General features: G+C 70.8%; 26 protein-coding genes. 17 read left to right on the forward strand and 9 right to left on the reverse strand.

Annotated elements, in window-relative coordinates; genetic code table 11:
• The first annotated feature begins 91 nt into the window (after positions 1 to 91).
• The 4 genes from EXE41_RS01480 (at position 92) to EXE41_RS01495 (ending at position 4,989) form a co-directional block, all read left to right on the forward strand.
• The gene (locus EXE41_RS01480) at positions 92 to 964 is read left to right on the forward strand and encodes a YqcI/YcgG family protein (RefSeq protein WP_137690127.1); all 873 of its coding nucleotides are present in this window, start codon (positions 92 to 94) and stop codon (positions 962 to 964) included.
• Positions 957 to 1,508 carry a cysteine hydrolase family protein gene (locus EXE41_RS01485; RefSeq protein ID WP_137690128.1) on the forward strand — a complete coding sequence of 184 codons (552 nt, stop codon included), beginning with the start codon at positions 957 to 959 and terminating at the stop codon, positions 1,506 to 1,508. The genes EXE41_RS01480 and EXE41_RS01485 overlap by 8 nt, the downstream gene beginning before the upstream one ends.
• Before the next feature lie 226 nt (positions 1,509 to 1,734).
• A complete protein-coding gene (locus EXE41_RS01490; protein WP_137690129.1) occupies positions 1,735 to 3,129 on the forward strand; it encodes a HEAT repeat domain-containing protein in 1,395 nt (464 codons plus the stop codon).
• 90 nt (positions 3,130 to 3,219) lie between these two features.
• On the forward strand, positions 3,220 to 4,989 hold the full coding sequence (locus tag EXE41_RS01495; RefSeq protein ID WP_137690130.1) for a phospholipase D-like domain-containing protein: 1,770 nt from the start codon (positions 3,220 to 3,222) through the stop codon (positions 4,987 to 4,989).
• A gap of 36 nt (positions 4,990 to 5,025) precedes the next feature.
• Here EXE41_RS01495 and EXE41_RS01500 read toward each other — a convergent pair whose 3' ends face one another.
• The gene (locus EXE41_RS01500; RefSeq protein ID WP_137690131.1) at positions 5,026 to 6,972 is read right to left on the reverse strand and encodes a DHH family phosphoesterase; all 1,947 of its coding nucleotides are present in this window, start codon (positions 6,970 to 6,972) and stop codon (positions 5,026 to 5,028) included.
• 116 nt (positions 6,973 to 7,088) lie between these two features.
• Between EXE41_RS01500 and EXE41_RS01505 the strand changes: the two genes are divergently transcribed.
• The 5 genes from EXE41_RS01505 (at position 7,089) to EXE41_RS01525 (ending at position 10,553) form a co-directional block, all read left to right on the forward strand.
• Entirely contained in the window at positions 7,089 to 7,604 is a 516-nt protein-coding gene (locus EXE41_RS01505) for a Mov34/MPN/PAD-1 family protein (protein ID WP_049930371.1), read from the forward strand.
• Positions 7,601 to 8,053 (forward strand): adenylyltransferase/cytidyltransferase family protein, encoded by a 453-nt coding sequence (locus EXE41_RS01510; protein WP_049930683.1) that lies wholly within the window; start codon positions 7,601 to 7,603, stop codon positions 8,051 to 8,053. The genes EXE41_RS01505 and EXE41_RS01510 overlap by 4 nt, the downstream gene beginning before the upstream one ends.
• Positions 8,054 to 8,158: 105 nt before the next feature.
• Positions 8,159 to 9,562, forward strand: a complete 1,404-nt coding sequence (locus tag EXE41_RS01515; RefSeq protein ID WP_137690132.1) for a heme o synthase — start codon at positions 8,159 to 8,161, stop codon at positions 9,560 to 9,562.
• Between the two features lie 79 nt (positions 9,563 to 9,641).
• Positions 9,642 to 9,884, forward strand: a complete 243-nt coding sequence (locus tag EXE41_RS01520) for a SelT/SelW/SelH family protein (protein ID WP_049930374.1) — start codon at positions 9,642 to 9,644, stop codon at positions 9,882 to 9,884.
• A 114-nt stretch (positions 9,885 to 9,998) separates the two neighbouring features.
• Positions 9,999 to 10,553 carry a hypothetical protein gene (locus tag EXE41_RS01525; RefSeq protein WP_049930375.1) on the forward strand — a complete coding sequence of 185 codons (555 nt, stop codon included), beginning with the start codon at positions 9,999 to 10,001 and terminating at the stop codon, positions 10,551 to 10,553.
• A 17-nt stretch (positions 10,554 to 10,570) separates the two neighbouring features.
• On the opposite strand, the gene EXE41_RS01530 is transcribed toward EXE41_RS01525, so the two are convergent.
• On the reverse strand, positions 10,571 to 13,012 hold the full coding sequence (locus EXE41_RS01530; RefSeq protein ID WP_137690133.1) for a cation-translocating P-type ATPase: 2,442 nt from the start codon (positions 13,010 to 13,012) through the stop codon (positions 10,571 to 10,573).
• A 70-nt stretch (positions 13,013 to 13,082) separates the two neighbouring features.
• Positions 13,083 to 13,283: a hypothetical protein gene (locus EXE41_RS01535; RefSeq protein WP_137690134.1), complete on the reverse strand. Its 201-nt coding sequence runs from the start codon at positions 13,281 to 13,283 to the stop codon at positions 13,083 to 13,085.
• Positions 13,284 to 13,380: 97 nt separating this feature from the next.
• Here EXE41_RS01535 and EXE41_RS19175 point away from each other — a divergent pair, with 97 nt between their 5' ends.
• From EXE41_RS19175 to EXE41_RS01555, 5 genes are all read left to right on the forward strand, one after another.
• Positions 13,381 to 13,557 (forward strand): hypothetical protein, encoded by a 177-nt coding sequence (locus tag EXE41_RS19175; protein WP_007345353.1) that lies wholly within the window; start codon positions 13,381 to 13,383, stop codon positions 13,555 to 13,557.
• A 6-nt stretch (positions 13,558 to 13,563) separates the two neighbouring features.
• Positions 13,564 to 14,073, forward strand: coding sequence for a cytochrome c oxidase subunit II (locus EXE41_RS01540; protein WP_007345352.1), 510 nt, complete (start codon positions 13,564 to 13,566; stop codon positions 14,071 to 14,073).
• The gene (locus EXE41_RS01545; protein ID WP_086215828.1) at positions 14,070 to 15,860 is read left to right on the forward strand and encodes a b(o/a)3-type cytochrome-c oxidase subunit 1; all 1,791 of its coding nucleotides are present in this window, start codon (positions 14,070 to 14,072) and stop codon (positions 15,858 to 15,860) included. Before EXE41_RS01540 ends, EXE41_RS01545 begins: the two co-directional genes overlap by 4 nt.
• On the forward strand, positions 15,857 to 16,072 hold the full coding sequence (locus EXE41_RS01550) for a hypothetical protein (protein WP_049930382.1): 216 nt from the start codon (positions 15,857 to 15,859) through the stop codon (positions 16,070 to 16,072). Before EXE41_RS01545 ends, EXE41_RS01550 begins: the two co-directional genes overlap by 4 nt.
• A 99-nt stretch (positions 16,073 to 16,171) precedes the next feature.
• The gene (locus tag EXE41_RS01555) at positions 16,172 to 16,558 is read left to right on the forward strand and encodes a co-chaperone YbbN (RefSeq protein WP_049930383.1); all 387 of its coding nucleotides are present in this window, start codon (positions 16,172 to 16,174) and stop codon (positions 16,556 to 16,558) included.
• Positions 16,559 to 16,755: 197 nt separating this feature from the next.
• Here EXE41_RS01555 and EXE41_RS18990 read toward each other — a convergent pair whose 3' ends face one another.
• A complete protein-coding gene (locus EXE41_RS18990) occupies positions 16,756 to 16,893 on the reverse strand; it encodes a hypothetical protein (RefSeq protein WP_158093601.1) in 138 nt (45 codons plus the stop codon).
• Positions 16,894 to 16,975: 82 nt separating this feature from the next.
• Here EXE41_RS18990 and sufU point away from each other — a divergent pair, with 82 nt between their 5' ends.
• Complete coding sequence (gene sufU / locus EXE41_RS01560; RefSeq protein WP_049930385.1) at positions 16,976 to 17,398, forward strand: Fe-S cluster assembly sulfur transfer protein SufU; 423 nt, start codon at positions 16,976 to 16,978, stop codon at positions 17,396 to 17,398.
• Positions 17,399 to 17,486: 88 nt separating this feature from the next.
• Positions 17,487 to 18,203, forward strand: coding sequence for an Sjogren's syndrome/scleroderma autoantigen 1 family protein (locus tag EXE41_RS01565; RefSeq protein ID WP_086215827.1), 717 nt, complete (start codon positions 17,487 to 17,489; stop codon positions 18,201 to 18,203).
• A gap of 308 nt (positions 18,204 to 18,511) precedes the next feature.
• Here EXE41_RS01565 and glmM read toward each other — a convergent pair whose 3' ends face one another.
• A complete protein-coding gene (gene glmM, locus EXE41_RS01570; RefSeq protein ID WP_049930388.1) occupies positions 18,512 to 19,876 on the reverse strand; it encodes a phosphoglucosamine mutase in 1,365 nt (454 codons plus the stop codon).
• Between the two features lie 132 nt (positions 19,877 to 20,008).
• On the opposite strand from glmM, the gene EXE41_RS01575 reads away from it, so the two are divergent.
• Positions 20,009 to 20,599, forward strand: a complete 591-nt coding sequence (locus EXE41_RS01575; RefSeq protein ID WP_086215826.1) for a hypothetical protein — start codon at positions 20,009 to 20,011, stop codon at positions 20,597 to 20,599.
• 52 nt (positions 20,600 to 20,651) lie between these two features.
• On the opposite strand, the gene EXE41_RS01580 is transcribed toward EXE41_RS01575, so the two are convergent.
• The 4 genes from EXE41_RS01580 to EXE41_RS01595 all read right to left on the reverse strand — a co-directional run bounded on the left by EXE41_RS01580 (position 20,652) and on the right by EXE41_RS01595 (position 22,989).
• On the reverse strand, positions 20,652 to 21,260 hold the full coding sequence (locus tag EXE41_RS01580; RefSeq protein ID WP_086215825.1) for a hypothetical protein: 609 nt from the start codon (positions 21,258 to 21,260) through the stop codon (positions 20,652 to 20,654).
• Between the two features lie 43 nt (positions 21,261 to 21,303).
• The gene (locus tag EXE41_RS01585) at positions 21,304 to 21,696 is read right to left on the reverse strand and encodes a hypothetical protein (protein WP_086215824.1); all 393 of its coding nucleotides are present in this window, start codon (positions 21,694 to 21,696) and stop codon (positions 21,304 to 21,306) included.
• On the reverse strand, positions 21,696 to 22,391 hold the full coding sequence (locus tag EXE41_RS01590) for an ATPase domain-containing protein (protein WP_049930394.1): 696 nt from the start codon (positions 22,389 to 22,391) through the stop codon (positions 21,696 to 21,698). The genes EXE41_RS01585 and EXE41_RS01590 overlap by 1 nt, the downstream gene beginning before the upstream one ends.
• Before the next feature lie 124 nt (positions 22,392 to 22,515).
• A complete protein-coding gene (locus EXE41_RS01595; RefSeq protein ID WP_049930396.1) occupies positions 22,516 to 22,989 on the reverse strand; it encodes a chemotaxis protein CheW in 474 nt (157 codons plus the stop codon).
• Between the last annotated feature and the right edge of the window lie 49 nt (positions 22,990 to 23,038).

The following is a 23,038-nucleotide window of genomic DNA, read 5'->3' on the forward strand; positions in this document are numbered from 1 at the left end:
GTCGCTTGTTTATAAGAGTGGCCGGCAGTGCCCGTTCCCGCCGCGTCGAACCCGGCGAAAGCCAAAAGACCGCTTCGCCCCGACAACGCGTATGAACGAGCCCGGCACCGAGGGCGTGCTGTTGGACCAAGAGACGCTCCACGATCGGCTCGACGACGCGTCGCCGTGGTTTCAGGAGCACTACCGGACCTTCCGGGAGTCGATGCTCGGCGAGCGCGACGGGTCCCCGTTCCCCTGCTACTTCGGGATCGAGGTCGAGCGCGAGGGCGACATGCTGTACGCCGCCTGCGAGTCGACCACGGACCCGGCCGCGCTGTTGCGGCTGCGCGATGTCCTCTCAGAGTACCTCGACACGTACCCGGACCACGCCGACCGCGCGCCGCTCGCGGTGTTCTTCAGGCCGCCCGACAACGACCGCGGCGAGGCGCACTACCACGAGCGGCTCTGGCACGTCCTGGAGTTCCTCCACGTCCACGACCCGGAGCCGTGGCCGGACGACATCCCGGTCGACCCCGACACCCCGCGGTGGGAGTTCTGCTTCGGCGGCGAGGCGCTGTTCCCGACCTCGCGCGCCCCCTTCTACGACGACCGGAAGAGCCGCTACTCGCCGGTCGGCTTAGAGATCACCTTCCAACCCCGGAGCGTCTTCGAGGGGATCACCGCCGACACCGAGGCGGGCGAGCGCGCCCGCGAGACGATCCGAGGCCGGATGGAGGAGTACGACGGGGTCTGTCCCCACGCCGACCTCGGCGACTGGGGCGCCGAGGGCGACCGCGAGTGGAAGCAGTACCTGTTCCGCGAGGACGACGACGCGAGCCCGGACGCCTGTCCGCTCGACCCGACGCGCGAACACCCCAAGGCGTCCGAGTCGCTGCTCGAACCCGGCGCGTGGCGGGCGTTCGACGCGGCCGACACCGGGAGCGAATCCGACGCGCCCGTCAGTTCCGGACTCGGCGATGACTGACGACGCGGTCCTCCTCCTCGTCGACTTCCAAGTCGGGTTCGACGAGCCGGGGTGGGGCGAGCGCAACAACCCCGACGCCGAGGCGGTCGCGGCCGCGCTCCTCGACCGCTGGCGCGAGACGGACCGGCCGGTCGCGCACGTCCGCCACGCCTCGACGGAACCCGACTCGCCGCTGCGTCCGGACGCCCCCGGCTTCGCGTGGAAGCCGGAAACGGCGCCCGCCGGGGGCGAGCCGACCTTCGAGAAGTCGGTCAACGGCGCGTTCCTCGACTCCGGGCTCGACGAGTGGCTCCGCGAGGCCGGGTACGAGTCGCTCGTCGTCTGCGGACTCACCACCGACCACTGCGTCTCGACGACGACGCGCGAGGCCGAGAACCGAGGCTACGACGTGCGCGTGGTCGCCGACGCGACCGCGACGCACGCCCGCGAAGCGCCCGACGGGGAGCGGATCGACCCGGAGACCTCCCACTGCGTCGCGCTCGCGCACCTGAACGGCGAGTTCGCGACGGTCGTCGAGAGCGACGACCTGCTCGCCGACCGCTGAGGAGAACCGCCCGTACGGCCCGTCGGTGACGGCGTCGCGGTCGACCTCGAACGTCGAGGAATTCGGTATTCCGACGGAGCCACCAAGCGCGGGGATCTACCGCGACCCGCACAGCAGAGAACGGAGGGACGCCGCGCCGGTCGCGGCCGCTCCGTGCCCCGCACGCGGCCGCCCGGCGCCCGCGAAGGGAAACCTCTTAATGGACTACGCGCGGAGTTCGTGGTATATGAGCAACGGCGATGACGACCCGGCCGACGCCGCGGACGACGGCGAGCCGGCGGAGACGGCCGCTCCGACGCTCCCCGACGACGCGACCGAGGAGTCCCTCACCGAGTACCTCGACGAGATCGCCGACCGCCTCGAGGCCGCCGAGACGGAGGCCGACCTCGACGACGTCGAGGCGCTCTTAGCCGACGCGGAGACCGGTATCGATGAGGCCGACCTCCCCGAGCCGGACGAGGACGACCAGGACGCGGACGACCCGCGCGGCGACCTCGAAGACCGCGTCGCGGAGCTTCGCGACGGCGTGGACGACGCCCGCGGCCCCTACGGGGAGGACGTCGTCGACGCGATCGAATCCGCCGCCGGGACGGTCGAAGACACGGAGTGGACCGACGACGGGCGCGAGGACGTCGCGGCCGCCGTCGAGTCGTTCGTCGACGCGGCCGCCGACGCGATCGACGACGCGCTCGGCGACGCCGACGAGGATCCCGAGGCGCTTCTCGCGGAAGGCGAGGCGGCCGACGCCGCGGCGCCGGCCCCCGTCGATCAGCTCGTCGCGGCGCTCGACGCGGTCGCCGGCGCGGTCACTGACGCCGACCTCGACGCGGACGACGACGCCGACGACATCGCCGCGCTGCTGGACGCGACCGACGAGCTGGAGGCCGGCCTCGACGACGCCGAGGAGTGGGACGACCTCGAAACCCACGAGCAGCTCCGTGCGCAGGGATACTACGACGTGCTCGGCCACTACAAGGACTTCCCCGTCGAGTGGGCGGCGCTGAAGGAACACGAGGCGCGGGGCAACGTCGACATGATCCTGCTCGCGCTCGACTCGCTCCAGTCCGAGTTCATGGAGCGCCACTGCCTGGAGGCGTTCGAGCGGATGGGCAAGCGCGGCAAGACCGAGGCGTCGGTCGAGGAGATCCTCGGCCGCGCCGAGAAGCGCGACCAGCCCGCGATCCGGATCCTCGGGACGATGGCGGCCGAAGAGGCGACCGACACCCTCGTCGAGTACGTCCCCGAGGACTCGAACCCGCAGCTCCAGAAGGTCGTGTTCAAGGCGCTCGGCGAAATCGGCGCGTCCGAGGCGGTCCAGCCGCTCGCGAACCAGCTCGACCCCGACGGCGACACCGACGAGCTCGTCCGCCCCCACGCCGCCCGCGCGCTCGGGCTGATCGGCGACACCCGCGCCGTCGACCCCCTCGCCGACGCGCTCGAGGCGCACCCGTCCGACGACGTCCGCGCGGCCGCCGGCTGGGCGCTCCGCCAGATCGGCACCCGCGAGGCGCTCGAAGCGGTCGCCGAGTACGCCGACGAACACTCCTTCGTCGTCTCGACCGAGGGCGAGAAGGCCCGGGACGCGCTCGACGACGAGGCGGAACCGGCGCCGACCGCCTGACGCGGCCCGCGTGATGCGGACCGACTGACCCGACCCGCTCCGCCCGCCGTTCGACCGACCCTTTTCACCGATACCGAGGGCACTCCCCTCGTGTCACCCGCTCCGTTCCGTGTCCCGATCTACTCGACCGCGAGCGTCGCCGCCGTCGTCGCGCTCGGACTGCTCGTCTCCGCGGCCGTCGTCCCGGTCGCCGTCGCTGGCGATGCCGGAACCGGCCCGGGAGTCGGCAGACTCGACCCCGGCGGCGCTGCCACCGCCCCGGCGAACGAGAGCCCCGAGAACCTGACGCTCGTGTCCACGACGCCGCGGATCGTCGAGCTGTTCCCGAACCCGACGACCGCGGAGAACCGCGGCGAGTACCTCGTCGTCCGGCTCCCCGAGCGCGGGAACTGGTCGCTCGCCGACGGACACCACGAGGCGGAGGTCCCGGCGAACGCCAGCGGCGTCGTCGCCCTCTCGATGGACCCCGCGAACGCGACGCCCCTGCTCGCCGACGAGACCGCGGTCGCCGGCAACGGCGGCACCGGGGACCCGACGCTCCGCGCGCTCGACGACCACTTCCCGCTCGCCGCGTCGGGCGACCGGATCGCGCTCCGCCGGAACGGGACGACGGTCGCCGCGGTCGACTACGACCGCGCGCCCGAGGGACACCGGTGGCGCGCCGACTGGGGGGAGTGGCGACCCCGCGGGTACGAACGCCGGTCGCCGCGTCGGACCGCGAACGCCGCCGTGACGCCGTTCGTTCTCCCCGACAGCCCCGGCCTGCCGGTCGAGCCGCTCCGCGACGCCGAGGACCGCCTGTTCGTCGCCGGCTACACGCTGACCTCGGAGCGGGTCGCCGACGCGCTCGTCGCCGCCGCGGACCGCGGCGTCCGCGTCCGCGTGCTGCTGGAGGGGTCGCCGGTCGGCGGTTTCCCGGCGCGGAGCGCGGAGCTGATCGACCGGTTGACGGCCGCCGGCGTCGAGGTCCGGATCCTCGACGGCGAGGTCGAGCGGTTCCGGTTCCACCACCCGAAGTACGCGGTCGCCGACGACCGCGCGGTCGTCCTCACGGAGAACTGGAAGCGGTCCGGCACGGGCGGGCGGAGCAACCGCGGCTGGGGCGTCGTCGTCGGAAGCGACAACACCGTGGACGCGGGCGGTCCCGGGACCGAGCGCGACGCGCTCGTCGCGGAGGACCTCGCCGCGCTGTTCGCCGCGGACTTCCGGGCGCGGGACGCGCGCTCGTGGCGCGCCTTCCGCGCCGACACCGAGTTCCACGGCGGCGGGCGCGTGAACGGCTCGTACCCGACGCGGTTCGACGCGCCCGCGAAGCCCGCGACGGCGAACGTGACCGTCCTGACCGCGCCGGGGAACGCCGCCGACCGGATCGTCGCGCGGATCGACGCCGCGGACGAGCGGGTGCTCGCGGTCGTGCCGCGGGTCGGCGGTCCCGACGATCGGATCGTCCGCGCGCTCCGACGCGCGGCCGACCGCGGGGTCGACGTCCACCTGCTGCTCTCGGACGCGTGGTACGACCGGGAGGCGAACCGGAACCTCTCCGAGTCGCTCAGGGACGAGCCGATCGCCGTCGACCTCGCCGAGCCGCGCGGCCGGTTCGAGAAGGTCCACGCGAAGGGGCTGGTCGTCGACGACACGGCGCTCGTCGGCAGCCTCAACTGGAATCCGAGCGCGGAGACGAACAACCGCGAGGTGGTGCTCGCGGTCGAGAACGAGTCGGTCGCCGACTTCTACGCTCGCGCGTACGCGGCCGACTGGCGGGGCGGCGGAATCCAGCTTCCGATCGCCTTCGTCGCCGGGTTCGGCGTCGCGCTCGCGGGAGCCGGCGCCGTCGCTCGACGGGAGCTCGCGTTCGGCTGAGAAACGAGGTCGGTGCGAACGGCCGCGGCGCCCGGCTCAGTCGTCGAGCGCGATCGTCGACGAGAGCGCCTCGTCGATCTCCGCCCCCGCCATCTTCTCGACCAGCGTCTCGATCACTTCGCTGCGGCGGCGCTTCACGAACTTGATCGAGCCGACGACGAGGTGGCCGCCCCCGGAGACGCCGGCCTCGGGGAGTTCCTCGTTCAGCTCGGTCACCATGTTCGGGATGTCGAGCCGGACGCCGTCGGACCGGAGGACGCAGAAGTCGGGGCCGTAGCCGATGGTGATGACGGGGTCGCCGGTCTCTTTCACTCTCGTGTCGTGGAGCTCGCCGGTCGTCTTGCCCGGCGCGGGGTAGGTGAATCGGTGCGCGTACTCGTCTAAGTCGATCCGGTAGAGGTGCGCGCCGGAGGCGAGCCGCTCGTGGTCGACGTGGTCCTCGACGGCGTCGAGCTGGCGCTCCACGTCGCGCTCGGCGCGCTCCGAGAGGAACTCGACGAGCTCCTCGTGGCGCGCCTCGTCGTCGCAACCGACGTTGAGCGCGTCGTTGACCAGGGTCTTCCCCTCGGAGTAGCGGAGCCAGTGGGCGGCGTAGTCGAGCGCCTCGCCGATGTCGAGGAGGTCGGACTCGTCGTACCCCGCGCCCTCGGCGAGCGCGACGTAGTCGTCCATCGCCTCCGCCTTCGAGCGGTCGGAGAGGCCGGCAACCGCCGGCACGTGTTCGAGCTCCTCGGTGAGCGACGGGTCGACGAGCCGGGCGAGCTCGACGCACATCATCCCGGTGGTGACCCGGTAGTCCTCGCCGTGGAGGTAGGGGTTCACGTGGGCGTCGAGCAGCGGCCCGACCGCCTCGGGGTCGGGGTGGTGGTGATCGACGGCCGCGATGGGGATGTCGTAGTGCGCGAGGTTCTCGTAGGCCGGCACGTCCTCCTCTGTCGACCCGTTGTCGAGCATGAGGAGGAAGGAGAGCTTCTGCCCGTGGCGCGCGCGGCCCTCCAAGGCGAAATTGAGGTCGCGGGTGACGTCCTCCATCTCGTAGTAGGGCGCCTTGCTCGGGAGCCGCTTGAACAGGTGTCGGGCGGCGTCGGGGTCGCCGTGGACCTCCTCGATGAGGTTCTCAACGGCGAGCTGTACCGGGATCGCGGCGCACATCCCGTCGCCGTCGGCGTGGTGTCGGACACGGATCGGGCGGCCGGCGAGGACCGTCCGGCGGAGCAACCGCGCGAGTTCGCGGAGGTCCTCGTGGATCGGCTCGAACGCCTCCCAGTCGACGAGCGGCTCGACGTCGGCCGGCTCGGCGCGCTCGTCGAGGGCCGCCTCGAAGCGATCGCGGGCTTCGGCGGCGCGCTCGTCGGGGAGCCGCGTCAGCGAGTCGACCTCCAACTGGAGCGCGTTCTCGCGGCTCTCGATCGCCCCCGAGACGTGGACCATGTCGCCGACCTCGACCTCGGGGTACGCCCGGACCCCGGCGGACTCGAAGGCGGCACAGGAGAGGACGCCGGAGGCGTCCGCGACGGCGAAGACGGTGGGACCCCCCGTCTGTTTCGCCTGAACGACCTCGCCCTCGACGGTCACCTCGTCGCCCGGCGTGAGGCCCCGGACCCGAGAGACCGTCGGCTCGTGGGCGACCGTCTCGGTGCGGTAGTCGTCGGGGTCGACGTCGTCGAACGCCACGTCGCCGTTCTCCTTGACCTCGGTGAGCCGGACGATCAGCCGGTCGCCGACCGCGTAGTCGCCGTCGAGGTTCGACTCGTGGACCAGCCCGCTTACGGCGTCGGAGAGGTCGACGAACACGCCGTAGTCGACGACGCCGTTGACTTCGGCGTGGTACAGCTCGTCGACTGCGGCGTCTTCGAGGGTACAGTCCGGCGCCAGATCGTAGACGGTCGGCCGGTCGTCGGCCGCCCCCTCCGCCGCGTCGGCGTCGGGTTCGGGGCTCGAATCGCCCCGCGTGCCGGAATCCCCGGCGAAGTTTTCGCTCATGAGCAGCCTTCGGGAACGGCCGGTGTTAAGCCTGTTCTCTCGGGGCTCGGGCCGGGAGTCCGCGTCGCGTTCCGCGGTCCGGAACCCCTATGAGGCGACGGCGACTTATCCCGCTTATGCGACTGTTCCGCTCGGACGAGCTCCTCGGCATCGCCCGAGAGACCCTGGATTTCGTCCTCGAGGCGAGCGAGGAGACGCACCCCAACGAGTACATGGGGTTCCTCCGCGCGGACGACGCCCGGAAGCTCGATCTCGACCGGGACGGACAGGTGATCACCGACGTGCTCGTCATCCCGGGCACGGAGTCGAGCCCGACGAGCGCCAGCGTCCGGACACACATGAAGCCGAACGACATGCGCGCGGTCGGGTCGGTCCACTCCCACCCCAACGGCGCGCTGCGGCCGAGCGACGCCGACCTCGCGACCTTCGGGCAGGGGAAAGTACACATCATCGTCGGCGCCCCCTACGGCTGGGGCGACTGGAAGGCGTTCGACAACGAGGGGCGACAGACCACCCTCGACGTCCTCGACGTGGAGGTGCCCGACGAGCACTTCTTCGATTTCACCCAGGAGGACATCGACCGGGAGCTCGACGAGCGCGACCGCGGCGGCTTCCTCTCGTGGTTCCGATGACGCGGGTCGTCGCGCAGGGGACGTTCGACCTGCTCCACCCCGGCCACGTCCACTACCTGGAGGACGCCGCGGCCCGCGGCGACGAGCTCCACGCCATCGTCGCCCGCCGGACCAACGTCACGCACAAGCCCGCACCGGTGCTGTGCGCCCGCCAGCGGCGCGACATGGTCGCGGCGCTCGACGCGGTCGACGAGGCGCACCTCGGCGATCCGGGGGACGTGTTCGTCCCCATCGAGCGGCTCGACCCCGACGTGATCGTGTTGGGGTTCGACCAGCACCACGACGAGGCCGACATCGCCGACGCGCTCGCGGACCGGGGTATCGACTGCCGGGTCGAGCGCGCGTCCGGCCGCGAGCCGAAGTACGAGGACGAACTGCTCTCCAGCGGCGACATCGTCGACCGGATCCTCCGAGAGCGCGGCGGCGAGGCGGACGCGGACCGGGACTGAGCGCTGACGGACGCCGTCCGCTCGGGTCCGCGTTTTCGCCCGCCGCTCGCCGCCGTTTTGTCGAAGCGCGGAACATATATGGGTCCGATTCGTAATTCACGCCACGTGACGCTCCCAGACAGATTCCCCGCGGTGTTGGCCGCGGCCGCGATGGGCGTGTACCTGCTCGTCGTCGTCGGCGCCACCACCTCGCTCACCGAGGCGGCGACCGCCTGCGGCGCCTGGCCGGCCTGCGGGAACGGCGCCGCCCTCCCGACGGCGACCGAGGGGTGGATCGCCCTCGGCCACCGCGCCCTCGCCGCCGTCGTCGGTCTCCTCGTCGCGCTCTCCGCCGCGCTCGCGTGGCGGGACGGCGCCGACCGCCGGGTCAGGGTCGCGCTCGCCGTCGCGCTCGTCGTCTATCCCGCGCAGGCCGGCGTTGGCGCGCTCGTCGCGCTCGGCGACCTCCCGGCCGCGCTCGGCTCCACGCACCTCCTGATCGGTATCGGAATCTTCGGGGCCGTCCTCGCCGCGCTCGCCTGGTGGCTGGAGGCCGAGACGGGCGACCCGGACGACGCGCCCGACGAGTTCGAACCCGGGACCGACGACCTGCCGCCGGTCGAGGAGGCCCCGGAACCGGACATCCCGTCGGCGGCGCTCCCGCGGCTGAAGGCGACCGCGACCGCGTACTTCCGGCTGATGAAGCCGCGGCTGATGTGGCTGCTCTGCCTCGTCGCCGCGGCCGCGATGGCGCTGGCGGGCGGCTCCGGTTTCACGCCGCCCGTCGTGGCGGCGACGCTCGCCGGCGGTGCGCTCTCGATCGGCGCCTCCGGGACGTTCAACCACGTCCTCGAACGCGACGTGGACAAGCGGATGCAACGCACCAGCGACCGCCCGCTCGCGACGGACCTCGTGCCCGTTCCGCACGCCCTCGCGTTCGGCGGTCTGCTGACGCTCGTCTCGCTCGGCCTGTTCTGGACGGTGAACTCCTTGACGGCCGCGCTCGGGCTCGTCGCGATACTGTTCTACAGCGTCGTCTACACGCTCGTCCTCAAACCGAACACGGTCCAGAACACCGTCATCGGCGGCGCGGCCGGCGCGCTGCCGGCGCTCATCGGGTGGGCCGCGGTCACGGGCGAGGTCGGCGGCGGCGGGGTGCTGCTCGCCGCGGTCATCTTCCTGTGGACGCCCGCACACTTCTACAACCTCGCGCTGGCGTACAAGGACGACTACGAGCGCGGCGGCTTCCCGATGATGCCCGTCGTCCGCGGGGAGACCGCGACGCGTCGGCACATCCTCTGGTACCTCGGCGCGACGCTGGTCGCCGCGGTCGCCCTCGCCGCGGCCGCCGACCCGCTCGGCGCGCTGTACGCGGTCGTCGGCGTCGGCGTCGGCGGGGTCTTCCTCTGGATGGTCGTCCGGCTCCACTACGAGCAGACCGAGGGGGCCGCCTTCCGCGCGTTCCACGCCTCGAACGCCTACCTCGGCCTGTTGCTGTTCGCCGTCGTCTTCGACGCGCTGGTGGTCTGACACGGTCGATATCGTCGCGAGCGCGCCGCGACCGACCGGGACCTGTCCCTTTAATCTTGTTCGTGTCCTACGCTGTGCCATGACACGCGTTGAAGTCGAGTACTGCGTCCCCTGTGGCATGTTGAACCGCGCCCGAGACGTCTCCGAGGCGATCCTCAAGCAGTTCGGCGAGAGCGTCGACGAGGTCGCTCTGGTGACCGGCGACGACGGCGTGTTCGTCGTCCGCGCCGACGGCGAGGTCGTCTTCGACAAGACCGAAGACGAGTACGACGTCGACGCCATCGTCCGCGCGGTCAAGCCGCACGTCGGCGCGACGGCGTAGTCACTCGGCTGTTCTCAGACTGGAGACGCCCGAGGAGGACTCTTCGACGGGTTACATTGATCACTGTTCTCACGCCGCAAGCTAATTACGACTCGCCGACAAATCTCGGTGACGATGTCGGACTCATCGGAGCGGACCCGGACCGAGGCGGTCGCCCCCGGCGATCCGGCGGTCGACGCCGCCGCCGAGAACCGGTCGCGGCTCGCGCGGACGTGGTACCGGTCGCGGTTCGGCGTCGGCGTCATCGCCGCCGACGTGCTCCTCACCGTCGGCCTCGCCGCCGGGGCGCTGCTGGTGACCGACGGCCCGTTCCCCGGGTTCGCCGGCCTCGGTTCCGGAGTCGTTCCGCCGTTCGTCCCCCTGTTCAGCCTGCTCGGCGCCCTGGGGTTCGTGTTCACCGCCCTCGTCGAGCGGTTCGACGCCTCCGTCGGCACGCTCGTCCGGTACAACCTCCGGCTGCCGGCCGCCCTGCCGCTCGGCGTCGGGGTGTACCTGCTCTCCGACATCCTTCTCGGCGGGACGACCGGCGACGCGCCCCTCGTCGCCGGCGTCGTCTTCCTCTCGGGACTGTACGTGAACCTCGCGTACAAGCGCCTGGGGGCGTTGGCGCGCCGCCTCCTCCCCGCGAGCGCCGATCGGAGCGCGGGCTCGGGAGACGGGGAGAGCTGACCCCGGCCACGCCGGACTCAGTCGGGGTCGAACACCGCACGCGCGGAGTTGGTCACGACGAGGATGCTGCTCGACGCCATCGCGAGCGCGGCCAGCAGCGGGTTGAGGACGCCGGATAACGCCAACGGGATCGCGACCGCGTTGTAGACGAACGCCCAGCCGAGGTTCTGTTTCAGCCGTCGGTTCGTCCCGCGCGTGACGGCGAACAGTTCGGGGACCGCCGAGAGCCGGTCCTCCAGGAGGACGGCGTCGGCCGCGTCCGCGGCGAGGTCGGTGCCGGAGGCGATCGAGACCCCGAGGTCGGCCGCGGCGAGCGCCGGCGCGTCGTTGCTCCCGTCGCCGACCATCGCGACCGAGCCGTCGGTGCCGAGCCGCCGGACCGTCTCGGCCTTCGCCTCCGGCGGCACCTCGGCGAACACCTCGTCGATCGCGGGGTGCTCCGCGAACCGCCTCGCGGCCGCGGGCGCGTCGCCGGTGAGCACCACCACCCGACGGCCGTCCGCGTCGAGGTCGGCGACCACCGACTCCCACCCGTCGCGCACCTCGTCGCCGACCGTCAGGACGCCGCGGCCGCGACCATCCCAGCCGACGTAGACGGGCACGTTCCCGCGGTCGCGGGCGGTCGCTCCCGCCTCGCGGAGCGTGTCCGGTATCGGCCAGCCGCGCTCGTCGAACAGGCCGGGGTGGCCGACGACGACCTCGTCGCCGTCGACGCGCCCCGCGACCCCGCGGTCGAAGACGTCCACGTCCGTCGCTGACGGGCCGCTCGGGGCGGGCGCGTCGTCGGTCTCGCCGACGCCGTCGACGGTCGAGTCCGCCGCGGTCGCCGCGCCCCCGTCGGTCGCCGGCCGCTCAACCGTTCGCCCCTCCGAGTCCCCCAGCACTCCGGAGACGATCGCCTCGGCGACCGGGTGGACCGAGGCGCGCTCGACGGCGGCGGCGCGGTCTCGCACGCGGTCGACCGGCGTCCCCGCCGCGGCCGTCGCGTCGAGCAGCCGCATCTCGCCGTCGGTGAGCGTCCCGGTCTTGTCGAGGACGACGGTGTCGACGTCGCTCGCCGACTCGAAGACGGCGTCGGAGACGACGACGATGCCGCGGTTCGCGGCGTCGCGGATCCCGGCGGCGACCGCGAGCGGCGTCGCCAGGCCGAGCGCACACGGACACGAGACGATGAGCACCGTCAGCCCGACGAGCGCGGCCTCGATCGGCGCCGACCCGAGCGCCAGCGTCGCGGCGGCGCCGACGGTCGCGACCGCGACGACGAGGGGGACGAACACCGTCGCCAAGCGGTCGACGAGCCGCTGGACGCCGGACCGCGAGCTCTGGATCTCCCACAGCAGCCGCACGAGGGTGTCGAGGGTGTTCGCCGCGTCCTCGCCGACCTTGACGACGACCGGCGAGTCGGTGACGACGGTCCCGCCCCGGACCGCGTCGCCCTCGCGCTTCGTGGCGGGGAGGGACTCGCCGGTGACGAGCGCCTCGTCGACAGCGGCCGTTCCCTCGGCGACGGTCCCGTCGAAGGGCACGCGCTCGCCGGGGCGCACGAGCAGCCGGTCGCCGGGGTCGACCGCGTCGGCGGCGACGGTCTCGTCCGCCTCGGTCCGCACCGTCCGGTCCTCGGTCGTCGTCAGGTCGGCGAGCATGCCGGTCGCCCGCCGCTTGATGATCGACTCGTAGTGGTTGCCGGCGGTGACGACCAGGATGACGGCGATGGTCACGTCGAAGTAGAGGTCGGTCCGGCCGACGAACAGCGCGAGCGTGCTGTAGACGTACGAACTCGCGGCCGCGAGCGACACCAACAGGTCCATGTTCGGCTGCCGGGCCCGGAGGCTCACGTACGCGCCCCGCAGGATCGGGTAGCCGGTGTAAAACAGGACGATGGAGGCGAACACCCAGATCTGCGCGAACAGGTACGTCCCGGAGACGCCGCCTAAGTCGAGTATCGGCTCGTACCCGAAGTAGGTCGGATACAGGAAGAGGACGTACCACAGCATCGCCATCATGCCGAAGAACCCGCCGCCGATCAGGAATCGCACGACCGCGTCGTCGTCCTCCGCGTCCGGGTCCGCGCGGTCGCTCGCCGAGTAGCCCGCGACCGAGAGCCGCCCGGGAAGCTCCTCGGCGCTCACGGCGTCGGGGTCGTAGTCGACCCGGATCGTGTCCGTGGCGTAGCTCGCCTCGGCGGCCGCGACCCCCTCCTGCTCGCCGGCCGTCATCTCGAGGAACGACTCGCAGGTGGCGCAGTGCATCCCGTCGACGTGGAGGAACGTCGTCTCGCCGTCGAACTCGTCGCCCGGCGTCGCGTCCGGCCGCTGCTCGTCGAGGTCGTCGAGGTCCTCGACGTCGTCCAGCGACCGCGCGACGGTTAGACAGCCCCGGCAGCAGAACTCGCCGTCGACGTCGGGCGCGGTGTGCGGGTCATCCCCAGTCGGGAGGTCACAGAGCGTACAGCCTGTCATTGGTGGTCCGTTCGCGGTCGGTGGGGCGGTCCGCGGACCGGGGGCGGCGGGTCCCGCGGTTCGTGATCGATTACGCGTGTTCGGAGTCGGCCGAGTCGCCGGCGAACCCCGGGAGGGTCCCGCCGGTCGCGACCCGGAGGCTCCCCCAGATGAGCAGGACGTTCACCAGCGTCACCGCCACGACGAACTCCGCCCGGTCGGCGATGAACACCATCGCGGGGACGAGTCCGCCGAGGACGAGGAGTACGGCCTGTTGAATCGAGAAGTCCATGCCGTAGCCATGCGCTCGCCGGAAATATATAACACCCGTGTTTTCAGGGTGCGAGAACGGGTAGATCTTATATGACTCTCTACTGTCAAAGCCGCCTATGGGCCAAAGTGAGGCAGCAAACGCTCCGACTGACGATGTCGGCGGCGAGGGAGAGGATTTCGACCCGATCGGCACGCTCACGCTCATCGGAATTTACTTCGCAATTTTGGTACTCGCGTGGGTGTACATCTACTTCGTAGAGTTCCTCGGCCGGGACCTCGTCGTGGTGGGGTGATCACACGTGCACATTCACGCCTACGAGAAGCTCTGGCTCGCGCTGTCGATCGTCCTGATTCTCGCGCTCATCGGCACCGTGACCTACGGCGCGGTCGGTCCCGGCGTGGCGATGGTCGCCGACTCGCAGTCGACGGTCGACGCCGCGGCGCTCGACGAGGACGAGCGGTTCTCCGAGCCCCGCGTCGAGCAGGTGGGCGAAAACGAGTACGAGGCGTACATCGTCGCCTACCAGTTCGGCTTCGAACCGTCTCCGATCGTCGTGCCGGCGAACAGCACCGTGACGTTACACGTCACCTCTCGCGACGTGATACACGGCTTCGAGGTCGTCGGCACGAGTGCGAACACGATGGCCGTCCCCGGCGAGGTCTCGGAGATCACGGTCGAGACCGAGGAGCCGACCGAGTACGGGCTCGTTTGTAATGAGTACTGCGGCGCCGGTCACCACGTCATGGAAGGAAAGATCAACGTCGTGAGCCAGTCGGAGTTCGAGAGCCGCGGAGGTGACTCGGAATGAGCACCGCCATCGAGTCCGAACAGACGTTCGTCGACAAGTTCCCGGACGAGGCGAGGGTCGTCCGCGCGGCCTTCCTGAGCTCCTTCTTCGCCCTGTTACTCGGCGCGATCTTCGGGATCATCCAGACGCTCCACCGGACCGACGTCGCGCGGATCATCCCCTCGACCGACTACTACACCGTCCTCACCGCGCACGGCGTGTTCATGGTGATCAGCTTCACGATATTCTTCCTCGTCGGGCTGTTCACCTGGGCGCTGACGCGCAGTCTGGACCGGCCGCTCCTGAACATCAAGATCACGTGGACGTGGTACGGGCTGATGGCGACCGGCATGACGCTCACGGGGATCTCGATCCTCGCCGGGTTCGTCGATTCCATCGACATGAGCGCGGACGTGCTGTACACGTTCTACGCGCCGCTTCAGGCGCACCCGCTGTTCTACGCCGGGCTCACCGTGTTCATCGTCGGGACGTGGATCGCGGGCGCCGACTGGTTCCGGACGTTCCTCGCGTGGCGGCGCGAGCACCCCGACGAGCGGATCCCGCTCCAGACGTTCATGGTGCTGACGACGATGACGATGTGGTACATCGCCTCGTCCGCCGTCGCCGCCTCCGTCCTGCTGTTCCTGCTCCCGTGGTCGCTCGGCTTCATCGACCAGGTGAACCCGACGCTCACCCGGACGCTGTTCTGGTTCTTCGGCCACCCGGTCGTCTACTTCTGGCTCATGCCGGCGTACATGCTCTGGTACACCGTCTTGCCGAAGATCGCTGGCGGCCGCCTCTTCAGTGACCCGCTGGCCCGGGTCGTGTTCGTGCTGTTCGTCCTCCTCTCGACGCCGGTCGGGATCCACCACCAGTACCTCGACCCGGGGATCGCCGAGGGGTTCAAGTTCATCTCGATGACGAACACGATGTTCCTGCTGTTGCCCAGCCTGCTCACCGCGTTCACGGTCGTCGCGAGCGTCGAGTACGGCGCCCGTCAGCGCGGCGGAACCGGGCTGTTAGGCTGGCTCACGAACCTCCCGTGGCGCAAGCCGGAGTTCACCGGCATGATGCTTGCCGGCCTGATGTTCGCGGCCGGCGGCTTCTCGGGCATGGTCAACGCCGGGATGAACATCAACTACCTCATCCACAACACGCTGTGGGTGCCGGGTCACTTCCACCTCACCGTCGGGACCGCGGTTGCGCTGACGATGATGGCCGGGACCTACTGGATCTGGCCGCAGATCAGCAACAAGCCGATCTACAGCAGCCAGATCGGGCTGTTCCAGGTCGTCCTCTGGTTCATCGGCATGGCGCTGATGTCGAACGCGATGCACGCGCAGGGGCTCCTCGGCGTCCCGCGACGCACCGCCGAGCCGGAGTACTCCGGCTTCGACTACCCGACGATGTTCGGCGGCTTCGAGGAGCTCAACATCCAGATCGCGATCGGCGGGACCCTGCTCTTCGTCTCGACGATCCTCTTCCTCGGGAACCTCGTGTTGACGATGGGGAACCCGAAGGTGTCCGGGCTCGCGGAGCCGCTCCCCAGTCCGGTCTCCGGCGCGGAGGACGCGCCGCAGGTGCTCGATAACCTCCGCCTGTGGGTCGGCATCGCGCTCACGCTCGTCGTCCTCGCGTACGCGCTGCCGATCGCGGCGATCATCAACCGCGGCGGACTGCTCGGACCGGGCGTCGGCACCTATCCGGTGTGGCTCGCGCCGCTGTTCGACGCGCTGGCAGATGCGGCCGCCCCGCTGTTCGGCGCCGTCGCCGACCTCTCGGCCTCGCTCATTGAGGTGGTCCGATGAGCGTCGACATCTCTCGCGGCGGGCTGCTCGTGACGCTCGCGATCTTCGGCGTGATCGTCTACGAGCTCCGGACCGTGCTCGACTTCGTCGGCGTCGAGCTGCCGATCATCCCGTACATGGGGGCCGTCTTCGTCCTCGCCGGGGCCTCCGTCTGGTACGTCACGCTGAAGGGCGGGTGGCGGACCGAGCCCGAGCCGGACGAACCGGCGTAGCGACGCCGGTCATTCCCGCCGACGCGCCCTCGCGCTCTTCTCTCCGACGTCGACCGCGTCGACGGAAGCAGTTATCACCGTCGACGCCCAATAATGCGTATGGAATCCAATACTGCCTCGAACGCCTCCGAGGCGCCCTCCTCCGGATCGTCCGGCACCGACCGGCCCGTTTCGCTCGCGGACGAGGACGCTCTCGACGCCTTCGTCGCCGACGCGGACGCCGCGCTCGTGGAGTTTTACACCGACGGCTGCGGCATCTGTGCCAGCATGGAGCCGGTGATCGGGAACGTGGCCCGCGGCGCCGAGGCCGACTTGGCGGTCGGCCTGGTGAATCCCCGCGACGACCCGCCGCTGGTCGAGCGGTTCGACGTGCGGAGCGTCCCGCTGTTCGTCCTCTTTGTCGACGGCGAGCCGGTCGCGCGGCGCGCCGACGGGTTCATTTCGGGCGACGACCTGACGGCGTGGGTCGACGAGCACGCGGCCTGACCGAGGCTGATGTGTCGGTTCGGACTCGTTCCGGGGGTCGCCGACGGACACCACCGAAGCCCCAGTCGCGAGCCGGGCGCACGCTCGTTGCGTTCCTCGCTCAGTCGCTCCACTCTGTCGCTGTGGTACGTACACCGCCTTTGCCCGCCTCACGACTGCCCCTTCGAGTGCCACCCCGTACCGCTCGGCCCCGCACCTCACACCTCCCCAGCCTCGGCGGACGCACCGGCGCGGGCGCCGCCGCGCCGGCCCGCCGCCTCCCTCGCGCGTGCTGGCTTCGCGGCCGCCGCTGACGGCCGCTCGCAGGTGCGCGCCACCGCACTTTCCGTACTCACTCGTCGTCTGACTCTCACCTATTTATAAACGATCGCGCTCGACGGAACCCTTTTGAGCCGGAGCGGCGTACTGTACGCCAGTATGGGACTGGGCTCGGACATGTACCGACAGCAGATCCTCGACCACTACAAGAACCCGCGAAACTACGGGGAACTCGAGGATCCGGACTTCACGCACGTCGGCGAGAACCCCTCCTGTGGCGACACGATCCGGATGGACGTGGACCTCGACGACGAGGAGCAGACGATCGAGGCGGTGCGGTTCACGGGCGACGGGTGCGCCATCTCGATGGCCTCCGCGAGCATGCTCTCGGAGCGGCTCCACGGGATGAACGTCGACGAACTCGACGGGCTCGACACCGACGACGTCACCGAGATGCTCGGCGTCGACATCTCGCCGATGCGCGTGAAGTGCGCGGTGCTGGGGCGACAGGTCGCGCAGGACGGCGCGAAGATCCACCGCGGCGAGCTTGACCCCGACGACCGGACGGTCACCGAGGAGTGAGCCCGCGGGCCGACGGCGCCCGTCGGCTCCCGCCACGGCTCGTCCCGAGCCCACCGGACTTTTGCCCGCGAACCACGTTCGTCAGCCCATGAGCGACGACTTCGACAAGGAGGCGGAACGCGAGAAGCTCCGCGAGAAGTTCGCGGACGACGAGCAGAAGCGCGAGCACACCCAGCGGATGTCCGAGCTCCTCCTGAAGGGCGCGACGATGACGAACCGCCACTGCGAGGAGTGCGGCGACCCCATCTTCCGTCACGACGGTCGCGAGTTCTGTCCCACCTGCGGGAACGAGGCCGGCGGCGCGGCGGGGGCGAACGAGGCGACCGGGACCGCGGCGGAGCCGGACGCGGCGGGAGGCACCGAGGCGACGGGAGCCCCGCCGGACGTGGACGCCGGCGCGGCGGACGGCGTCGCCGAGAACGGCTCGGTGGGTGCCGACTCCGGTGTGACCGATTCCGCCACGACCGAGTCCGGTGCGACCGAGAGCGCGGGGCCGCGGCCCTCCCGCTCGGCTGCCGTGCAGTCACAGGGATCGGCGCCGCCGCAGGGGTCAGCGCCGCCGCAGCAGTCCGACTCCCAGCGGCCCGAGCCGCGGCGGCCCGACTCCCGACCGCCCGAGTCCGGGCGACCCACCCCGCCTCAGTTGACGGACGACGCCGAGGGCGTCGGCGCCGCCCGCGCGTCGCTGACCCGGACGCTGACGCGGTTCGCCCGTGCCGCCGAGGAGACGGACGACCCGCGGCGCGCCCGCGACCACCTCGAAGCGGCCCGCGAGGCGGCCGAGGCGCTGGCGGCGCTGGACTGACACTACTTATAAACACGTCTCCGTGTCGCGGCCGCGGTCGAGGTCTCGGCTGTCGGTTAACAACCTGATCCCGGTAGATCGGCGGCGAGCCCCACCAGAGTCTCGGCCGACCGTTTATGAGTAATCGACTGCGGATCGCCGGCAATCACCGCCAAAGCCCCGCGACCGCGCCTCACGCCTCCCCAACCTCGCGGCTCCCTCCGCTTCGCTCCGGTCGCCGCGTCCCTCGCGCGTGCTGTCTCGCGGCCGCCGGTGGCGGCCGCTCGCAGGCACGCGCCACCGCAGTTTCGAGTATCAAATAGCCTGCGCTACCGCCCGCTCTCGACGGCGACGCGCATGTCCGCCGCCAGCCGCTCGGCGCGGTCGGCGTCGGCGGACTCGGCGTAGATCCGGATCTTCGGCTCGGTGCCCGAGGGGCGGACCAGCACCCACGCGTCGCCGTAGTCGAGCCGATAGCCGTCCGTCGTGTTCGGCTCCGCGTCGGCGGTCTCGACGTAGGCGCGGGCGGCCGAGAGCATCTCGTCGCGCTCGTCGTCGTCCGCGTACTCGACGTTCTCCCGCACGAAGTGGTAGTCGGTGTACGGCGCGACGACCTCGCTGACGGGCGCGCCGTCCGCGGCCGCGAGCAGTTCGAGGAAGCGCGCGCCGATGTACGCCCCGTCCCGCGAGAGCCGGTACGGCGGGAAGAACAGCCCGCCGTTCCCCTCGCCCGCGATGGGGACGTTGACCCCCTCGTCGTGGAGGTCGCGCGTCCGGGTGATGATGTTCGTCGCGCCGATGGGCGTCAGTTCGAGGTCGGCGTCGTTGGCGGCGCAGACGTCGACGAGCCGCTGGGAGACGTTGACCGCGCTAACGACTGCGTCGCCCGGTTCGAGACAGGCGTCCGCCAGCGCCGCGAAGGAGGTGTCGCCGTCGACGAACCGCCCCCGCTCGTCGACGAAGACGGCACGGTCTGCGTCGCCGTCGTGCGCGATCCCCACGTCGGCGTCGGAGGTCGCGACCAGCCGCGAGAGGTCCGCGAGGTTCTCGGGGACCGGCTCGGAGTCGCGGCCGGGGAAGTGGCCGTCCGGCGTCGCGTTCACCGTCAACACCTCGCAGCCGAGTTCGCGGTAGATCCGGGGGGACGCGACCGAGGCCGCGCCGTGACCGGGGTCGACCGCGACCGTGAGGTCGGCGTCCGCGACCGCCTCGCGGTCGACCGCGGCGGTCAGTTGGTCGGCGTAGTCGTCGACGGCGCCATCGATCGGCGTCGTCGCGCCGGCCGACCGCCAGTCGGCGTGGTCGTACTCGTCGTCGAGGACGCGCCGCTCGATGCGCTCTAACACGTCGACGGAGAGCTCGACGCCGTCGGCGCCCACCAGCTTGATGCCGTTGAACTCCGGCGGGTTGTGCGAGGCGGTGACGAGGACCGCGGGGACCCCGTCGGCCTCGCAGTAGTTCCCGACCGCGGGCGTGGGCACGACGCCGAGGCGGTCGACGTCGCAGCCGACCGCGGCGAGGCCGCTCGCGGCCGCGTTCGCGAACAGCTCGCCGGTGGTCCGCGTGTCGCGCGCGACGGCGACGCGGTCGGCGTCCCACACCGTTCCGGCCGCCTTCGCGATGTCGAGGACGAGCGCGGGCGTGAGGTACCGCAGCGCGACCCCGCGGATGCCACTCGATCCGAACAGCTCCATGCGGGGCCATCCGCCGGCCGAGGGGAAAGCGGTTCCGAACCGCTCGGCCGGTCGCGTGTCGCTCGACCGACATCCGCGGTCGTTCCCGCGACGACGCGTGCGGTTCATGCCGGTGGCGTTCGTTCGACCCGTATGGACCACACGCGACGCGACGCGCTCGCCGGGAGCGCGCTCGCCCTGTCCGTCGCGACGGCGGGCTGTCTCGACTTCGCGGCGGGCGACGGACCGCAGGGCCCGGAGGGAACGCCGGCGACGCTGACCTGCGACGACGACGGGTTCGTCCGCCTCGGTCAGCCGTTCGAGGCGTCGGTCACCGAGACCCTCGTCGAGACGGACGAGACGACCGTTGAGCTCTCCACGGAGGGAGCGACCGAGACGTACGGCCAGTCGCTCCGGCTCGTCCTCCGGAACACCGGCGACGCTCCCGCCGCCACGCTCGGCGAATCCACCTACTCGCTCCAGCGCGAGACGGGGGAGGGGTGGCTCGACATCCGCGGCTCCACCTTGGGCGAGGCGGTCGAACTCCCCCGGACCGAGGCGTCGCTCGACACGAGTTCGGCGTACTCCTGGGACATCACGCTGACCGAGTCGGCGATCGCCGACGCGGTCGACGGCGTCGACTTGGAGGTCTGCCCGCCGCTGGGCGACGGCACCTACCGGTTCGTCTACTGGGGGCTCGTCGACGCGCCCCCGATCGGTGCGGAGTTCGAACTGGTGGGGTGAGGCCGGTTCGACGCGAGCCGCGGAGATCTCGGGCCACGGTGGGGTTCCCGGCTCAGAAGGGCTCCCAGTCTGACGGCTGGCCGACCCGGCCACGGACGCGGAACTCCCGCGCGTCGTCGTCGACGCGGGTCTCGACGACGACCTCGAACGGCTCGTGGAGGGTGTGAACGACCTGTTCGTCGTGGGCGGTCGAGCCGACGACCCCGACGAACGGCCACCCCTCGCCGGAGGTCTGCGAGGTCATTACCCGGGTGAACCGGTAGATACGCTCTGGCTCCCAGTACATCAACAGCTGGGACAGCGAGTAGACGCCGACTGCGCGGTCGCGGCCCACGGAGGACTCGACGATGTCGGTGAACTTGATCCCGATGTCGGTGAGGTTGCCGGCGCTGGCGACGTACTTCGTCGCCGGCGTGTCCTCGCGCTTGTCGCCCTGCTCGTGGGTGACGCAGTCGATGACGACCACGTCGTCGCCGTCCGCCCCCGTCAGCTCCTCGTAGTCCTCGCGGACCTTCTCCGCGGTCCGTCCCGTCGAGATCACGACCGGGCCCGTGGACCACCCTGCGAGCAGCCGGTTGAACAGGTCGTACTTCCCGCTCATCGGCGGACCGCTGATGAGGACGCTGTCGGCACCGCGGACAGCGTCGGGAAGCACAGTCATTTTGTGGACGTGAGAGTGTGTCGGGTAAAACCCTTCCGAGGGATCACTTTCGAAGCATGGAGGGGAGGTCGAGCGACGAGGGCGGGCCCTCCCGCGGCCCGTCGGTGAGTGTCAGTTCGCGTATCGCCCCGGGGAGCGCGGCCGGCACCGGAGACTCGCGCGGTGCGCCGGCGCCGTCGACGAGCGACGACCAGACAGCCTCGTCCTCCGGATCGTCCCGCTCCGCCTTCGCCTCCAGCGCCTTCGTTCGCCCCTCGTCGTACGCCAGCTCGACGATGCTCCGGTCGTAGCCCCCCGAGAACGTCTCCAGCACGCGGTCGAGCTCCTCCGGGCGGGGGTTGTCGACGCCGGCCGCGACGCCCAGCGCGAAGGCGCGCTCGACCGCCTCCTCGCGGGAGAGGTCGTCCCACTCCGTGCCGAACGTGCGGTCGTACATCAGTGCGTCACCGTCGCCGCCGGGCCGACGCGGAGCCCGCCGTCGGTGAACTCCACGTCTTGGATGTCGGTGTCGACGTCCGTTCCCCGCATCTTCAGCACCTGGACCCCGCGGCGCATCCCCTCGTCTTCGAGGTAGTTGTGCATGAAGACGACGCCGTGCGCGAGGTAGTGCTCCTCGGAGTACGCGCTCGGGTCGGTCATCTCGGAGATCAGAAGCGTCGTCGCGTCCGTCCGCTTCAGCGAGGAGAGCAGCTGGATCATCGTGTCCTCGTCGTCGTCTAAGAGGAACCGCAGCAGCATCGTCGAGTCGAAGACGACACGGTCGATGTCGCGGGAGTTGATGAACCCGGTGAGCCGGTTGGTGACCCCCGAGCGGTCGCGGCGGTCGCCGGGGAGCCCGAAGAAGCGCCGGCCGTCCGACGAGAAGGAGTCGAGGAAGGTGACGCGGTCGGAGTCGAGCGCGCGGTCGAACCCGAAGTCGTAGCCGCTCATGTCCTCGCGGATCCCGTCCTTCGTCTCGTGCATGCTGATGTAGAGGACGTCCTCGCCGTTCCGAGCGCCTTGGGCCGCGAACTGTGAGCAAAACGTCGTTTTCCCGCTCCCGGGCGGGCCGCTGACAACGTAGAGGCGGTCCTCGGGGAACCCGCCGTCGACGAGATCGTCGAACCCCGGGACGCCGCTTGAGACGCGCATACGTAGGGACCCGTTGGACGGCTGATAAGCGTTGGCACCCGGTTCTCACCCGTGAGAACCGATCGCCGGCGGACGCTGACGGGGTCGCCGACGCGGTCGCCCGGCGCTCGCTCCGCCCTCTCGGCTACGCTTCCGCGGCCTCGACGTCGTCGAGGTCGCCTGCGATGGCCTCGTCGACGTCCGGCGAGACCCACACGACAAACCGGTCGTCCGACTTGACGATACCGCGGACGCCCTCGTCCTCGACGGTAGTGCTCTGATCGACGTCCTCGGGCGAGACGTCGCGAACCTGGAACACCTCATCGACCATCCAGCCGACCGTGCCGCCCTCGTCGATCTCGTCGTCGTCGAAGACGACGATCCGCTCTCGCGGACCGGCCTCGTCGATGTCGAACAGCGTCTTCGGGTCGACGATCGTCGTCGTCCGGCCGCGGAGGTCCATGACGCCCTCGACGTGGTCCGGCGAGTTGGGGATCCGCGTGAGCTCGCCGGCGTCGACGATCTCGTCGATGACGCCGATGTCCAGACAGTACGTCCCGTCGCCCAGGCCGAACTCCAGCACCTTGGTCGGTTCGGCGTCCGCCTCTGTGGCTGCCATGCCCGTACCTGCGGTGAACCGACAAATAACCGTGTTCCCTGAATTATCA

Origin of the sequence: Halorubrum sp. SD690R (genome assembly GCF_005435035.1) — an archaeon.
In the GTDB taxonomy this organism is placed as follows: domain Archaea; phylum Halobacteriota; class Halobacteria; order Halobacteriales; family Haloferacaceae; genus Halorubrum; species Halorubrum ezzemoulense.

Coding starts and splice junctions, on each gene's coding strand:
- EXE41_RS01585 (WP_086215824.1), bottom strand. CDS start 21,696: ATGTACGACCGCACGTTCGGCACGGAGTGGGACGACCTCTCCCGCGAG.
- EXE41_RS01480 (WP_137690127.1), top strand. CDS start 92: ATGAACGAGCCCGGCACCGAGGGCGTGCTGTTGGACCAAGAGACGCTC.
- EXE41_RS01485 (WP_137690128.1), top strand. CDS start 957: ATGACTGACGACGCGGTCCTCCTCCTCGTCGACTTCCAAGTCGGGTTC.
- sufU (WP_049930385.1), top strand. CDS start 16,976: ATGGGACTGGGCTCGGACATGTACCGACAGCAGATCCTCGACCACTAC.
- glmM (WP_049930388.1), bottom strand. CDS start 19,876: ATGGAGCTGTTCGGATCGAGTGGCATCCGCGGGGTCGCGCTGCGGTAC.
- EXE41_RS01550 (WP_049930382.1), top strand. CDS start 15,857: ATGAGCGTCGACATCTCTCGCGGCGGGCTGCTCGTGACGCTCGCGATC.
- EXE41_RS01590 (WP_049930394.1), bottom strand. CDS start 22,391: ATGCGCGTCTCAAGCGGCGTCCCGGGGTTCGACGATCTCGTCGACGGC.
- EXE41_RS01500 (WP_137690131.1), bottom strand. CDS start 6,972: ATGAGCGAAAACTTCGCCGGGGATTCCGGCACGCGGGGCGATTCGAGC.
- EXE41_RS01530 (WP_137690133.1), bottom strand. CDS start 13,012: ATGACAGGCTGTACGCTCTGTGACCTCCCGACTGGGGATGACCCGCAC.
- EXE41_RS01525 (WP_049930375.1), top strand. CDS start 9,999: ATGTCGGACTCATCGGAGCGGACCCGGACCGAGGCGGTCGCCCCCGGC.
- EXE41_RS01565 (WP_086215827.1), top strand. CDS start 17,487: ATGAGCGACGACTTCGACAAGGAGGCGGAACGCGAGAAGCTCCGCGAG.
- EXE41_RS01505 (WP_049930371.1), top strand. CDS start 7,089: ATGCGACTGTTCCGCTCGGACGAGCTCCTCGGCATCGCCCGAGAGACC.
- EXE41_RS01575 (WP_086215826.1), top strand. CDS start 20,009: ATGGACCACACGCGACGCGACGCGCTCGCCGGGAGCGCGCTCGCCCTG.
- EXE41_RS01520 (WP_049930374.1), top strand. CDS start 9,642: ATGACACGCGTTGAAGTCGAGTACTGCGTCCCCTGTGGCATGTTGAAC.
- EXE41_RS19175 (WP_007345353.1), top strand. CDS start 13,381: ATGGGCCAAAGTGAGGCAGCAAACGCTCCGACTGACGATGTCGGCGGC.
- EXE41_RS01580 (WP_086215825.1), bottom strand. CDS start 21,260: ATGACTGTGCTTCCCGACGCTGTCCGCGGTGCCGACAGCGTCCTCATC.
- EXE41_RS01535 (WP_137690134.1), bottom strand. CDS start 13,283: ATGGACTTCTCGATTCAACAGGCCGTACTCCTCGTCCTCGGCGGACTC.
- EXE41_RS01490 (WP_137690129.1), top strand. CDS start 1,735: ATGAGCAACGGCGATGACGACCCGGCCGACGCCGCGGACGACGGCGAG.
- EXE41_RS01510 (WP_049930683.1), top strand. CDS start 7,601: ATGACGCGGGTCGTCGCGCAGGGGACGTTCGACCTGCTCCACCCCGGC.
- EXE41_RS01595 (WP_049930396.1), bottom strand. CDS start 22,989: ATGGCAGCCACAGAGGCGGACGCCGAACCGACCAAGGTGCTGGAGTTC.
- EXE41_RS01555 (WP_049930383.1), top strand. CDS start 16,172: ATGGAATCCAATACTGCCTCGAACGCCTCCGAGGCGCCCTCCTCCGGA.
- EXE41_RS01545 (WP_086215828.1), top strand. CDS start 14,070: ATGAGCACCGCCATCGAGTCCGAACAGACGTTCGTCGACAAGTTCCCG.